At 41.6% G+C, this 14513-nt stretch carries 16 protein-coding genes; 11 read left to right on the top strand and 5 right to left on the bottom strand.

Going from position 1 to position 14513, the window contains the following annotated elements; translation table 11 throughout:
- Genes BLV54_RS02740 through BLV54_RS02750 form a run of 3 tightly spaced genes read left to right on the top strand, consistent with a single transcriptional unit; the run spans position 1 to position 2763 of the window.
- A complete protein-coding gene (locus BLV54_RS02740; RefSeq protein WP_090567429.1) occupies positions 1-789 on the top strand; it encodes a uroporphyrinogen-III synthase in 789 nt (262 codons plus the stop codon).
- Between the two features lie 13 nt (positions 790-802).
- On the top strand, positions 803-1588 hold the full coding sequence (locus tag BLV54_RS02745) for a uroporphyrinogen-III C-methyltransferase (protein ID WP_090567432.1): 786 nt from the start codon (positions 803-805) through the stop codon (positions 1586-1588).
- Positions 1585-2763: a heme biosynthesis HemY N-terminal domain-containing protein gene (locus tag BLV54_RS02750; RefSeq protein ID WP_090567435.1), complete on the top strand. Its 1179-nt coding sequence runs from the start codon at positions 1585-1587 to the stop codon at positions 2761-2763. The genes BLV54_RS02745 and BLV54_RS02750 overlap by 4 nt, the downstream gene beginning before the upstream one ends.
- A gap of 2 nt (positions 2764-2765) precedes the next feature.
- Here the strand turns inward: BLV54_RS02750 and BLV54_RS02755 are convergent, their stop codons facing one another.
- Entirely contained in the window at positions 2766-3809 is a 1044-nt protein-coding gene (locus BLV54_RS02755; protein WP_090567438.1) for a CDP-6-deoxy-delta-3,4-glucoseen reductase, read from the bottom strand.
- Between the two features lie 44 nt (positions 3810-3853).
- On the opposite strand from BLV54_RS02755, the gene BLV54_RS02760 reads away from it, so the two are divergent.
- From BLV54_RS02760 to BLV54_RS02785, 6 genes are all read left to right on the top strand, one after another.
- Positions 3854-4762, top strand: a complete 909-nt coding sequence (locus BLV54_RS02760; RefSeq protein WP_090567442.1) for an SDR family oxidoreductase — start codon at positions 3854-3856, stop codon at positions 4760-4762.
- A 169-nt stretch (positions 4763-4931) separates the two neighbouring features.
- Positions 4932-6155, top strand: a complete 1224-nt coding sequence (locus tag BLV54_RS02765; protein ID WP_090567445.1) for a type II secretion system F family protein — start codon at positions 4932-4934, stop codon at positions 6153-6155.
- Between the two features lie 32 nt (positions 6156-6187).
- Complete coding sequence (locus BLV54_RS02770) at positions 6188-7048, top strand: prepilin peptidase (RefSeq protein ID WP_090567448.1); 861 nt, start codon at positions 6188-6190, stop codon at positions 7046-7048.
- A 3-nt stretch (positions 7049-7051) separates the two neighbouring features.
- Complete coding sequence (coaE, locus tag BLV54_RS02775; RefSeq protein ID WP_090567451.1) at positions 7052-7672, top strand: dephospho-CoA kinase; 621 nt, start codon at positions 7052-7054, stop codon at positions 7670-7672.
- A gap of 108 nt (positions 7673-7780) precedes the next feature.
- On the top strand, positions 7781-8536 hold the full coding sequence (gene zapD / locus BLV54_RS02780) for a cell division protein ZapD (RefSeq protein ID WP_090567455.1): 756 nt from the start codon (positions 7781-7783) through the stop codon (positions 8534-8536).
- Between the two features lie 12 nt (positions 8537-8548).
- Positions 8549-8749 carry a DNA gyrase inhibitor YacG gene (locus BLV54_RS02785; RefSeq protein WP_090567457.1) on the top strand — a complete coding sequence of 67 codons (201 nt, stop codon included), beginning with the start codon at positions 8549-8551 and terminating at the stop codon, positions 8747-8749.
- Between the two features lie 42 nt (positions 8750-8791).
- On the opposite strand, the gene BLV54_RS02790 is transcribed toward BLV54_RS02785, so the two are convergent.
- From BLV54_RS02790 to argJ, 3 genes are read right to left on the bottom strand one after another with little or no spacing between them, the layout of a single operon-like run.
- Positions 8792-9742, bottom strand: coding sequence for a Nudix family hydrolase (locus BLV54_RS02790; RefSeq protein WP_090567460.1), 951 nt, complete (start codon positions 9740-9742; stop codon positions 8792-8794).
- Between the two features lie 19 nt (positions 9743-9761).
- Positions 9762-10649, bottom strand: a complete 888-nt coding sequence (locus tag BLV54_RS02795) for an ATP-binding protein (protein ID WP_090567463.1) — start codon at positions 10647-10649, stop codon at positions 9762-9764.
- A 6-nt stretch (positions 10650-10655) separates the two neighbouring features.
- A complete protein-coding gene (gene argJ / locus BLV54_RS02800; protein ID WP_090567466.1) occupies positions 10656-11885 on the bottom strand; it encodes a bifunctional glutamate N-acetyltransferase/amino-acid acetyltransferase ArgJ in 1230 nt (409 codons plus the stop codon).
- 136 nt (positions 11886-12021) lie between these two features.
- Between argJ and BLV54_RS02805 the strand changes: the two genes are divergently transcribed.
- The gene (locus BLV54_RS02805; protein ID WP_090567469.1) at positions 12022-12249 is read left to right on the top strand and encodes a sulfurtransferase TusA family protein; all 228 of its coding nucleotides are present in this window, start codon (positions 12022-12024) and stop codon (positions 12247-12249) included.
- A 247-nt stretch (positions 12250-12496) separates the two neighbouring features.
- Here BLV54_RS02805 and pmbA read toward each other — a convergent pair whose 3' ends face one another.
- Positions 12497-13855 (bottom strand): metalloprotease PmbA, encoded by a 1359-nt coding sequence (gene pmbA / locus BLV54_RS02810; protein WP_090567472.1) that lies wholly within the window; start codon positions 13853-13855, stop codon positions 12497-12499.
- A 127-nt stretch (positions 13856-13982) separates the two neighbouring features.
- Between pmbA and yjgA the strand changes: the two genes are divergently transcribed.
- Entirely contained in the window at positions 13983-14507 is a 525-nt protein-coding gene (gene yjgA / locus BLV54_RS02815; RefSeq protein ID WP_090567474.1) for a ribosome biogenesis factor YjgA, read from the top strand.
- The last annotated feature ends 6 nt before the right edge of the window (positions 14508-14513 follow it).

Below are 14513 nucleotides of genomic sequence, written 5' to 3' on the forward strand. Positions count from 1 at the left end.
TTGCCAGAAACGCAAACATTAGCAGGGTTATACGTTTTAGTCACACGCCCGGCACATCAAGCCACTCATCTGGTTAATGAAATCAGGAAGAGGGGTGGCAATCCGGTATTATTTCCTGTTCTGGAGATATCCGACACAAATAATCCTCAGCATCTTCTAAAGGCTATTGACCGTCTCGATGAATTTGATTTGGCAATTTTTGTTAGTCCAAATGCTGTTGATAAAGCAATCCGTCTGATCCAGGCTCATAGAACATTGCCACCAAACCTGAAAATTGCTGTAGTAGGAGAAGGAAGCGCTAATAAGCTCAGACAGTATGGAATAAATGACATTATCGTGCCAACTTGCCGCCATGACAGCGAAGCCTTGCTTGAAATGCCGGAATTACAGCAAGTGCCAGATAAAAACATTGTTATTTTTCGTGGGAATGATGGACGAAGATTATTGGGTGATACCTTGATTCAACGAGGGGCTCGATTAGAATATGTTGAATGCTATCGTCGTGACAAACCTAAAACAGACGCATCCCTACTGTTGGATAGCTGGTCAAATAATGCGTTACACGCCGTTACAGTGACAAGCAGTGAAGGGCTGCATAATTTATTTGACATGATAGGTAAAGTTGGCCAACAATTGCTAAAAAAAACCCCTTTGTTTACTGCGCATGAACGAATCGCTTATGTTGCAAAAGAACTTGGTCTTACAAATATACACGTTACTGCTGCTGGAGATGATGGATTAGTACAAGGATTGCTGGAATATTTTCTATCAATTAAAAATCAAGCATAGCTTCTCGAAAATCATGAATAGAGAGATTAAAACGGCCCCACCAAAATCATCCCACCTGAGTGGTTCGATTCTATTGTTTGTTATTTTTATAACGATCGCTTTCTTGGCATGGCAATGGGCAGATAGGCGAGACTACATCATCGATATTCAGCGATCCATGGCTGGATATTTAACTAACGTTGACTTTCTGGGTAAGAGACCACGCCAGCTTATCGCTGAAGTGCAAGCTGCTATACATGAAACCCAGCAGCGACTGAATAGACTGAATAAACTGCATGCAGAAGTGATTGCCTCTCCCGAGCAACAAGAAGCGCTAGAGAAGCTCTCAAATTTGCTCGAAAAGATTGATGCATTACCTTTAGCGATGGATGCTCATTTAATAAAAGTTAATCTTCCGTTTGAACAGCACGCATTACAAGATAATCGTTGCTATAAACTCATTAATGATATTTGGAGAGATCTTCAGCAATTTATAATTATTCAGAAAATTGATAATCCAGAAATTGAATTGCTATCCCCTTCTCAACGTGAGCTTCTACGAGAAAAGATAAAACTACAATTGTTATTGGCGCAATTTTCCCTTCTTTCTTATGATCAAACAAACTTCCAGACAAATCTGGAAACTGCAACAAAATTGGTCAATCGCCATTATGACAAACAAGCAGAATCTGTTACCGATCTACTTAATCAATTAGATCAAATACATGATTATACAATTGATAAGGCGCTATCAAATGTTTCAGAACGTCTTGATATAGTGCACATTTATCAGCCTAAACGTAATGAGGAGAGTAAATGAAATTGGTGCTCTGGGTGTTAGCTCTATTTGCTACAGCAGTGGCTATTGTGATCGCCGCTCAACATGATAGCGGTTCTGTATTAATGATCGTGCCACCTTATAGGATTGAGCTGACGATTAATATTTTTATCATTTCATTGATTACTGCTTTCTTTATTTTCTATTTGTTAGTCAGGCTGATAGCAAGAGTATTAGGATTAAATAGACAGTTACATCATAAAAAAATTAATGAAACAATGCTTGCTGCTGTGAAAGCGTTTTTTGAGGAGCAATATGATAAAGCCGAGAAAGCTGCAGCGACAGTATTAAAACTAAAAAGCCCTCCTGTTATTAGCGCGATTAACGCAGCTATTGCAGCACGTGCAGCCCATCATCAAGCAAACTATTCACAACGCGACCATTATCTAGACATTTCGGAACAAAAGGCTCCCCAAGAAAAAGCGCTAAGGCTTGTAACTCAAGCAGAACTATTGCTTGAAGAGGGACGTCATGAAGAAGTCTTAAATGCCTTACGATCCCTTTATTCAATTGGTGGGCTACAAAGTACAGCTGTCCTTCAATTGGAATTAAAAGCGCAGCAGATGGCCCAAAATTGGGATGCAGTTCTAGAATTGACGAATATTCTTGAAAAACGCTACCCCATAGATAAGACATTAATTGAACAAATTAAGCATCGTGCTCATTTAGAGAATATTAAGAAACATGCATTGAATTTAGAATTACTTAATAAATACTGGAACAATTTATCTCCAGCAGAAAAACTTGATAGCAGATTAGCTGCAACTGCTGCTCGTGCTTACATGGCATTGAATGAGGTATCAACTGCTCAAAAAATTATTGAACAAAGCATTGATAATAAATTGGATGCCGAACTGATCTCACTTTATGCCAAATGCTTGGATGGCAGTGTAAGCTGGCAAATCCAGCGAGCGGAAGGCTGGCTAAGAAAGCATCCTAACAATGCTGAATTATTACTAACACTTGGAAAATTATGTACTTACTGTGAATTATGGGGTAAAGCGCAGAATTACCTTGAAGCAAGCTTGTCGATTGAGTCAAGCCGTGCCGCTCATCTTGCCTTAGCGCAATTATTCGAAAAGCTAGATAAGCCTGAGTTAGCTGCAGATCATTATCACAAAGGATTAGGGTTCACATTAAAGAAATTGAATATATAAATTTATTCGACAGGATTGCCTGTCGATGGTGAAAATATATCAGAGAAGAAATTTTCAGCCGGCAGATTTCTCAATTGTGTAAAATCTTGATAAGCAGCTTTAATCATAAGCGGTGAGCCACAAGCGTATACTTGGTAGTTTGCTAAATTCTCGAAATCCTCAAGAATTGCTCTATGCACCAATCCAGTCCTACCCGTCCAGTTATCTGTCGGTAGTGCATCCGACAATACTGGAATGAAAGTAAAGTTTTTATGTTGCTGTTCCCATTCTTTTGGTAATTTCTCTAGATAAAGATCTGCCTTCGTGCGCACTCCCCAGTAAAGCGTCATTTTTCTGTTGTACTTATAAATGTTTTCAGTATAAAAAATATGCTCGAGTATGCTTTTTACAGGAGCAAAACCAGTACCGCTAGCAAGAAAAATAATAGGGATATCAACAGAGTTATTGCGCAGGGTAAAAGAACCGAGGGGACCTTCGAAACGAAGGATATCCCTCTCTTTCATATGCGAGAAAACATGCTCCGAAAATACCCCTCCAGGATACTTACGTGCATGAATTTGCAAAAATTCGTCATCATAGGGTGCATTTGCCAACGAAAAACTACGACGCTTTCCATCTTTCAATAGAATATCGATATATTGACCTGGAAGAAATTGTAATCGCTCGTTTGTGGGTAATTTCAAGTAAATGATCATCACATCAGGTGCAACGCGTTCCAGCTTGTGCACGCGACTTGGCATTATCCTGATTTTAATATCCTTAATAGCATCTACTTCACGGCATTCGATAATCAAATCAGATAATGGCTTAGCACAGCAAAACAACGCTAAGCCATGCTGCTTTTCAGTATCTGTAAGCGTTTCTTGATTATATCTGCCATAATCAACAGTACCCTGCATAATTTTTCCCTTACATGCCCCACATGAGCCGTTACGGCAACCGTAAGGAAGCGAGTACCCTTGCCGCAATGCAGCTTCAAGTATCGTTTCGTGAGGTTCTACAGTAAAAATATGATTACTCGGCTTAATAATGATTTGATACGACATTTTCTCGTGAGTAAATGAAAAAACTATTGATAAAATAAGTAATAATGAAAAAAATGCTTTTGATTGTAGGATGTGGTGACATCGCCTTCCGAGTGGCGCCGTTACTGCGTAAACGCTACCGGTTACTAGGTTTATGCAGAAAACCGGAAAATTTCTGCAAATTACGTACCCACAGAATTACACCCATACTCGGTGATCTTGATCAGCCAGACAGTCTCGATAAACTTGCGGGAATGGCACACGCAATACTCCATTTAGCTCCGCCGCCCAGTTATGGTTTAAAAGATTCACGTACTACCCATCTGTTAGCAGCTCTGACTCGGCAGACTTTAGCAAAAAGAAGAATACTACCACAACGGCTAATCTATATCAGTACCAGTGGGGTATATGGTGATTGTAAAGGCGAATGGGTAAGCGAGAACCATCCACTCAATCCAACTAACGAACGTGCATGGCGACGCGTTGATGCAGAAAGACAAATTAGAAATTGGGGGTTACGCAACGATGTGCAAGTTTCCATTATTCGCGTACCTGGAATTTATGCAGCTGATCGCCTGCCTCTTGCACGCCTACGACAAGGTACACCCGTACTTTCAACAGATGAAGACAGTTTCACCAACCATATCCATGCAGATGATCTTGCTCGTATTATTGCTGCAGCACTTCATTATGGAAAATCAGGCAGAATCTACCATGCGAGTGATGATTCACATTTAAAAATGGGCGATTATTTTGATCTGGTGGCCGATCATTTCGGTTTGCCACGCCCACCAAGAATTCCTCGCTTTCAAGCAAATAAATATATATCGCCTAGCTTGATGTCATTCATGAATGAATCGCGCCGTTTAACAAACACTCGCATAAAACGGGAACTACATATCAAATTACTTTACCCTACTGTTACCAGCGGTATCGCTAAGGCAATCCAGCATGAATCTAACGAACATTTATAGAATCTAAGTAAATCGATGATGATTGCCGTTAAATCCCAGGATGGCGTCGATCATTTTTGACGCTATTTTTAATAATATTAGTAAACTCAGCAATCTTAAAATTTTGTGGAATTATCCTAAAAAACCACATTTAGGATTATTAATAATACTGGGATAACAAGGAGTTGGTATGTCGACTGTGGTGGAACGTCCAGATAAGAAAGTCAAAGAAATTAGTTTCTCATGGGAAGGTAAAGACAGATCTGGCAAAGTAGTTAAAGGGGAAATGCGCGCAGCAGGTGCTATCGTTGTCACATCTACCCTGCGCCGTCAAGGTATCCGGGTCACAAAAGTTACCAAAACAAAATCGAAGGGAACAATTAGGGATAAAGACATTACTTTGTTTACGCGTCAACTTGCCACCATGATGAAATCTGGCGTTCCCTTGTTACAAGCCTTTGATATCGTAGGTAAGGGGCATAGTAACCAAGCGGTTGGTAAGTTATTGATGGATATAAAAATGGATATTGAAACTGGGAATAGTCTGGCAAATGCCTTTCGAAAATACCCGCTCTACTTTGATTCCTTGTTTTGTAACCTTGTTGCAGCAGGAGAAGCAGCCGGCATTCTTGACGAGTTGTTAGATCGTTTAGCTACTTATAAGGAAAAAATTCAAGCGATTAAAGGAAAAATCAAATCTGCACTATTCTACCCCATATCAATTATAGTAGTTGCCTTTATCATTACAGCAGTTATTATGATTTTTGTCATTCCTGCCTTCAAAGAATTATTTCAGAATTTTGGAGCTGATCTCCCAGCTGCGACGTTGATAGTCATGGCCATTTCGGATTTCTTTGTCGATTACTGGTGGGCCATTTTTGGCGGAATTGGGCTTAGTCTTTATACTTTCTTTTATGTATGGAAACGTTCAGCTGCTATGCAGCGTGTTATGGACCGGCTTGCATTGAGATTACCTATTTTTGGAGAGGTAATCAGAAAAGCGACTGTTGCACGCTGGTCTCGCACGCTTTCCACCATGTTCGCTGCAGGTGTTCCACTTGTTGAAGCAATGGATTCAGTTGCAGGTGCTGCAGGGAATCACGTTTATTTTGATGCTACTAAAAGAATTCAGATAGAAGTGAGTACAGGGAGTAGTTTAGTAGATGCGATGACGCAGACAAATGTGTTTTCTAACATGGTTCTACAAATGGTAGCTATTGGAGAAGAATCTGGTTCGCTGGATTCCATGTTAAGTAAGATCGCAGATTTTTTTGAAGCAGAGGTGGATAATGCGGTGGAAGCGCTATCAAGCCTAATGGAACCAGTTATCATGGTGGTTCTTGGCACACTCATCGGGGGCATGGTTGTCGCAATGTACTTACCTATCTTCAAAATGGGCCAAGTTGTTGGCTAATTCCTGTTTATAACCAATCTGTTAAATAATACATGACATTAATCGAGTCTTTTCAGAATACATCGACAATTTTCATTGCTTTTAGCACCATTATTGGAGTAATGGTAGGTAGTTTTTTGAATGTAATCATTCATCGACTTCCCAGAATGATGGAACATGCATGGCACCAACAATGTGCTGAATTACGTGGAGAAAATATTCATAATTTACCGGTATTCAATCTTGCAACACCTCGCTCTACTTGCCCTCAGTGTGGACATAGAATTGCCGTACTCGAAAATATTCCTATAATCAGTTATTTATTCCTACGAGGATATTGCTCACAATGCCATACGCGTATTTCCCTTCGCTACCCGATTGTCGAAGGGTTGACAGGTATTATGAGCGGTTTTACTGCATGGCACTTCGGATTTGGCTTGACAGCCCTTGCCGCCTTGCTCTTTATTTGGGCAATGATTGCACTTACCTTCATAGATTTTGATAGGCAATTATTGCCAGATGCTATTACATTACCTTTACTCTGGATCGGGCTTTTATTTAATATGGATAACGGTTTCATTGATATCCGATCAGCTATCATAGGCTCAGTTGCCGGTTACCTTGTTCTGTGGACCATTTATTGGAGTTTCAAACTCACTACTGGAAAAGAAGGGATGGGTTACGGTGATTTCAAGTTACTCGCTGCAATTGGTGCATGGCTAGGCTGGCAGATGTTACCATTAGTTATTCTGTTTTCCTCATTTGTGGGAGGAATAATAGGTATCATGTTGATAATTATTAAGAAACATCAGAGAAACACCACAATTCCGTTTGGCCCCTATCTTGCTGGAGGAGGTCTAATCGCCTTATTCTGGGGGAATAAGATCAACCACGCTTATCTTGGCTTATTCTAATACATGCCTTTGATCATTGGCTTAACCGGAGGGATAGGTTGCGGTAAATCTACTGCTACAAAGTTCTTTGCTGTGCATGGTATTGACATTATCGATACGGATGAAATTGCACACGAATTAACGCTGCCAGAAGGCAAAGCAATGGACGTCATTAAAAAGGCATTTGGTACAAACTTTATTACTAAAGATGGTTCTCTAGACCGGAATAAAATGCGTGAACTGGTGTTTTCAGATCAAATTTTCAAGGATAAACTTGAAGCCATCCTGCATCCGCTTATCTATCATGAAGTAATACGCCGCGTTAGCTTAGCGACCTCTGCTTATATCATCATTGTTGTACCATTACTGTTGGAATCAGAGGTTTTTCAAAAACTAGTCCATCGAATTTTGGTAATCGATTGTACTGAACCATCGCAGATCTCACGTACAATTGCACGCAGCAAACTAGACGAACGAGAAGTACACGCTATCATGGCAACACAAGTTTCACGAAAAGAACGCCTAGAGCAAGCTGATGATATCATTGTCAATGATCAGGACCTTGATCATCTGTATAAGCAAGTTGAAATGCTCCATCTGAAATATCTTGCCTTATCAAGAGACAAATTGAGCAAACCTGCTTAACTAACCTTATTGGTTTTAGCTTAAGAATCAAACTTTCATACAGAAATGATATCTCATAGCGTATGATTCTATTATGTTATTATTACTTTACGTATCATAACTACTACCGTGATTTGCTACGAACACCCCCTCAATGAACGCATTCGCACTTTGTTGCGACTTGAAGATCTATTTAATAAAGTTGATTTCTTTTCAGTATGCGACACATCTATTGAACATCATGCTGCACTTGTCGCGTTATTTGAGATTCTTGATGTAACCGGGCGGGCTGATATTAAATCGGATTTGCTGCAAGAGTTGGAACGACAAAGAAGCATGCTGGAAGGTTTACGCAAGAACCCGGAAATCTCTGAAGAAGCATTAAACCGCATGCTCAATGACATTAAAGTCACATTCAAAGATTTACTTAATATTCCTGGCCGAATAGGTGGACATTTACGTGATAATGAATGGTTAATGAGCATCAAACAACGCCTGAGCATTCCAGGCGGAGCATGTGAATTTGATTTACCGTCCTATCATTATTGGCTAAGTATAGCGTCAGAAGTGCGTCATCATGATTTTAATGAATGGATCACTCCATTATTACCTATACGCAGCAGTTCTAATATCGTATTAAAGCTGCTGAGAAACAGCGGAAGAACTTTTCGCCATACGGCATACCAAGGTTTATTTCAACAGACTGATTCTAGTCATTTAGCACATCTGCTGCGTCTGAAAATCGATAAGGAACTTCCGTGCGTTCCTGAAATCAGTGCTAATAAATATGCACTTAATATCCGTTTTATCCCGTTTGGATCAGATCAGAAAATGGGTGTCTACGAGGAAGATATTGATTTTGAGTTAACTTACTGTAATTTATAGCTATCTAAAGTAATGAAACAAACTATTGTTAATTGCCCTCAATGCGGTGAAACTATAACTTGGAGTACAACAAACCGTTATCGCCCTTTCTGCTCTGAGCGTTGCAAAATGCATGATCTAGCGCAATGGGCAACAGAATCTTATCGTATATCAGAGGCTGAACAGGAAGAGGAGCATGTGACTCTCAACAACAAATCAGATACCTTTAGTTAATTCTGCATTTTTGTAGTCGCGAATAAGCTCAAATTATGACGTTCATTTGTCTACCCAAACATCTCGTAACATGGCGATACCATGCCCACCCTGTTGCAGGGCAATAGCCAAATCCGTCTGAACCAAGCCACCAAGCGCATAGACAGGTAAAGAATAATCACGTATCAATGAAGAAAATTTTTGCCAGCCTAATGTAGTTAATCCGGGATGGCTTACAGTTGGTAAGACGGGTCCTAATACCACAAAATCCACCCCGATGCGCTCTGCCTGATAAAGTTCCTCAGCATTATGACAAGAAGCTCCACACCAATTTACATCAGGGCGGCTAGATAGCGACATTAACTGTGCAGAAGTTAAATGCACACCATCCGCACCCAATTCCCGAGATAGCAAAATATCGCTATTGATGACTACCTTAGCCTCGAAGGTATGCGCGCGCCTGATAATTTCGCTTGCTAACCAGCAAAACCTATCACTTGCCAGCGATTTTTCACGAATCTGCAAAAACTTCAAGCCCTGCTGCAAAGCATGCTCAAGCTTATGTAGCATAGCTTCTTCACCTAACTCTGATGCATTGGTAATCGCATAAATGGGTGGTAAAGCAAGTCCGCGCATCACCGGAAAGTTAGCCGGCAACAAAGGTGTGACTGACAGGTTATCGACCGTTTGCCAGGATAACAGCTGTCTCTCGCGTCCGAATGGTTCTCCATACCAATCAACCACTCGGTAAAAATGCAAACGAACCGTTGCATGCGCATAAGTAAATACCCGTGTAATCCAGGGATAAGCTTGCTTGATCTGGATGCCGAGCTCTTCTTGCAACTCCCGGCCAAGTGCTTGCAAGGCAGATTCACCCGCTTCAATTTTCCCACCAGGAAATTCCCAATAACCAGCATAAGGCTTTCCTTCCGGTCTGCTTGTTAGCAGAAAATGACCATTTGGTCGAATGATGACTGCCGCAGCCACTTCAACAAATGGAATAAATTGAGTCATGAAATTGCTTGCCTACAAATTACAACGAGTTGTTTTGAGAAAGACGATGAAACTTATATTTGCCAGTCCAATCTCGTGCAAATTGCCAAGCTACTCGTCCACTTCGGGAGCCACGCGTAAGCGCCCATCGCAGCGCCTCTTCCCGTGCCAGTGCAGTCATTTTTCTGATACCGTAAAAAGCAAGCCAGTAACGAACAATCTCCAGGTATTGTGCTTGATCAAAAGGATAAAACGAAAGCCATATGCCAAAACGCTCTGACAATGAAATTTTTTCCTCAATAGTCTCATTGGGGTGAATATCTCCGTCGAGATGGCGCGTCTCAAGATTATCCCGCATAGCCTCAGGCATCAGGTGTCGACGATTGGAAGTCGCATAAACAAGCACATTATCAGATGCCATCTCAATTGAGCCATCCAAAACAACTTTTAGTGCTTTATAACCTGGTTCATCGCTTTCAAATGACAAATCATCGCAGTACAAAATAAAACGCTCTGGTCGCTGAAAAACTCGCTCAACAATATCATGCAAATCAATGAGATCATGTTTTTCTACCTCGATTAGCCGCAACCCCTTGTTTGCGTATTTGTTCAACAACGCTTTCACCAAAGAAGATTTTCCGGTACCTCGTGATCCAGTCAATAAAACGTTATTAGCGGGGTAGCCCAGGACAAACTGATACGTATTTTGATCGATCAGCTGCTTTTGTTCATCAATGCCATGTAATGCATCAAGTACGATGTTATGAGGATGGGTAACTGGCTGAAGATATCCAGCATTTGCTTGCTTGCGCCATCGGAATGCTATCGCAGAATCAAGATCGGCATCTCGCTGCTTAGCAGGAAGCACGTTTTCGATACGGATAAGCAGTGCATCTAACCGTTCGTAGAATAAATCAAGCTCATTCATAACAAATCAGCTCCGATAATCTGCATTGATTTTCACATAGTCGTAAGAAAAATCACACGTCCATATTTTAGTTGCAGCTACGCCACGATTTAATACCACTCGCACCGTGATTTCAGATTGCTTCATCACACGCTGACCATCCTCCTCACAATAGCTTTTGGCTCTGCCACCATGTTCTGCAACCAAAACTTCATTCAGGTAAAGCTGAATATTGTTGACATCGAGATCGTCTATGCCAGCGTAACCAATCGCAGCAAGTATCCTCCCTAGATTAGGATCAGATGCAAAGAAAGCCGTCTTGACTAATGGCGAGTGAGCAATTGCATAAGCGACCTGAGAGCATTCTTCCAGCGTGCTTCCTTTTTCCACCTGCACCGTAATAAATTTAGTCGCACCTTCCCCATCTCGTACAATCATCTGAGCCAACCTTACAGCCACCTCCGTAATTGCATTTTGCAGTAAGCTAAACTCCGGGCTTTCCCGATCAATACTCTGCGAGTGATTTGCCTTGCCAGTTGCTATCAATAGCAAAGCATCATTGGTGGAGGTATCACCATCTACCGTAATACGGTTAAAAGAATGATCCGCAACATGGCGCACCATCTCCTGTAACAACGATTGAGATATCTTGGCATCTGTTGCGATATATCCCAACATGGTTGCCATATTCGGATGAATCATGCCCGATCCCTTGGCAATACCCGTTATCGTGATTGTTGTGCCATGGATTTGAATCTGACTGGAAACGCCTTTGGGAACAATATCGGTCGTCATAATCGCTTGTGCGGCAGCAAACCAGTTATCACATTTAAGGTCGCTCACTGTTCGAGGCAAACCCTCAATAATTCTGTCAACTGGTAATGGCTCCATAATGACGCCTGTGGAAAACGGTAATATTTGCTGGGGCTGGCAGCCAAGCAACTTAGCCAGCGCAGTACAAGTCGCCCGTGCATGGGTAATACCTTCTTCTCCCGTACCAGCGTTAGCGTTACCGGTATTAATAACCAATGCACGAATTGAGCTGGCTACAGAGAGATGTGCCTTCGCCACTACGACTGGTGCAGCACAAAAGCGGTTCTTGGTAAAAACACCCGCTACTTTTACATTTTCATCAAGCGCAATAACCAAGAGATCTTTCCGATCAGGTCGTTTGATTTCTGCTTCAGTAATACCCAGAGATACGCCCTGAATCGGTAACAATTGTTGAGGTAACAAGGGAGGAATATTAACCGGCATATAATAAAATTATTAAAAAATACATTATCGTAACTTATCTTCGGCTGGAGGTTTCAACAATCTGAAATCAGGCTATTTGGTACCTTATGCCATACCCGGTAAAATTAAGTAAAATTACTTATAAAAAAGGAGAAGTATGAATTTTGACAAGGAACTCGATGTACGTGGACTAGTTTGTCCATTACCCATACTACGCACCAAAAAATCTCTAACAGATATGACTCACGGACAAATACTGAAAATTGTCGCTACTGATCCCGCTTCTATCATTGATTTTCAAGTCTTTGCCGAACAAACGGGTAACCAACTATTATCTTCAGCTGAAACAAGCGGTGAATTTTTATTTTACTTAAAAAAGAAATAACTCATTTCACCAGATAAATAAGCTGATCCATGGAAAAATAACGATCAATGCCAATAATTAAGAAGGATAAAGAAGACCATTCCACCATTTATGTCAAGAGTTCTCACCGATAAGAGCGTTACCCTACGCGAACAAAATATTCGTAAAATCAAATGGATGCATCAAAAAGAGACTTGAATATTTAATGGTACAATCTAAGCATGCAGCAAATTTCTTCACAAGCTCCAGTTATCTTCTGCAATTCGATTTAATGCCCGGCAACTGTCATACGCTCTATCAGCAGCGACCCACATTGCTTGGAGCCATGAACTATTCTATCGCTCCCCACCCCCACTATTCCATGCAGCATTTCTTTTAAATTGCCAGCGATAGTAATTTCCTCAACTGGATAACATAGCTCACCATTTTCTACCCAGAAACCGGTAGCACCTCGTGAATAATCTCCTGTTACTCCATTCACACCCTGACCGAGTAATTCTGTTACTAACAACCCTTTGTTCATTTTTTTTAGCAAATCAGGAAACGACAGGGGTGTGGAATTTTCCACAATCAGATTATGATTGCCTCCTGCATTACCGGTCGTACACAAACCAAGCTTACGTGCCGAATAGCTACCGAGAAAATACCCTTGCACAATCCCGTTCTCAACCACGTTTCGTTCATGCGTCGCTACGCCTTCATCATCAAACGCACAGCTTGCCAGCCCCTTCTTAATATGAGGCAATTCACGTATTCGAATATCCGGCGAGAATACTTGTTTCCCCAAACTATCCAGCAAGAATGATGATTTACGGTAAAGGCTGGCTCCGCTAACAGCTTGAATAAAATGCCCGATCAGACTCGAGGCAATTGATGCCTCAAATAATACGGGTACTTCACAGGTAGCAATTTTTTTCGCACCCAAACGAGCCACAGCACGCTTTCCCGCTTTTTTGCCCACATCATTGAGGGATTCTAGATCAGCTGCATCACGCGCCACGGTATACCAGTAATCGCGCTGCATAGCATCACGCTCTGTTGCAATTACTGCACAGCTAATACTGTGTCGCGAAAGAGGATATCCTCCCATGAAACCATAACTATTCGCGTATACGAACTGAGAAGAATTAATCGAAACAGTTGCTCCTTCCGAGTTGGTAATGCGCTTATCGATTGCAAATGCCGCTGTTTCGCAACCTTGCGCAAGCTCAATTGCTTGTTCGACTGACAACTCCCACGGATGATACAAATCGAGATCAGGAAACGAAGTTGCCAGCAACTTCGCATCAGCCAATCCTGCACAATCATCTGCGGCGGTATGTCGTGCAATAGAAAGTGCAGCCGCTACCGTATCACCGATGGCTTTTGGGGAGAAATCTGAGGTACTTGCATGACCACGATTTTGACCAATGTATACTGTCACAGACAATCCCTTGTCTCGCGTGTGCTCAATAGTTTCCACAGTACTTTGTCGAACTGTGACATTCAAACCACAACCATCAGATACATTGGCTTCACATGCACTGGCACCCCCTTTCTGGGCGTGGTCCAGAATATCGCGTGCAATCTGCTGAAGTACTCCAAAGGGATAAGAAAAATGTTGAGATGACGAGATATCATTATTCATATAATTAACTTTATGAAAATCAACTCACAATGAAGTCAATATAATCGTTTTAAGGTAAATTTAATAAGATTAGTACTCAAAGAGCGATATGATAACAGCTTCTCGTTATTGCATTACATAGCTAGCCATGCAAAATAACCTAAAACATGATTCTGAAGAGGAATCTCCGCTCAGCAAGACACGCCGCAAACGTGCCATGCACGCATTGCAGGATATCGGCGAGCAGTTGGTTGCGCTTGATCCCCAACAAATAGCTGAGCTTGATTTACCAGAAATACTCAGGGACGCCCTCTTTGAGGCTAAACGTATCACCAAGCATGAAGCACGTCGGCGCCAGCTCCAATATATTGGCAAGCTGATGCGAGAAATTGACGTAGCGCCCATTCAGGAGAAAATTAATGCGAGGCAAAATGCAAGCTTACACCATACTGCATGGTTACATCTTCTGGAGCGATGGCGCGAGCGTCTTCTAGCGGATGAGGCAGCTTTTACTGAATTTGGACAACAATATCCCGACGCTGATTTACAACGTTTGCGAGTACTCGTTCGCAATACTACCAAAGAGAAACTTGCAGGAAAACCTCCTAAAAACTTCCGCGCCCTGTTTCAGGAATTACGCGCGATCATTCCTGAAAAAGTACCTTCAAATTGATCTCAA

This window comes from Nitrosomonas sp. Nm33, from assembly GCF_900107265.1.
GTDB lineage: Bacteria > Pseudomonadota > Gammaproteobacteria > Burkholderiales > Nitrosomonadaceae > Nitrosomonas.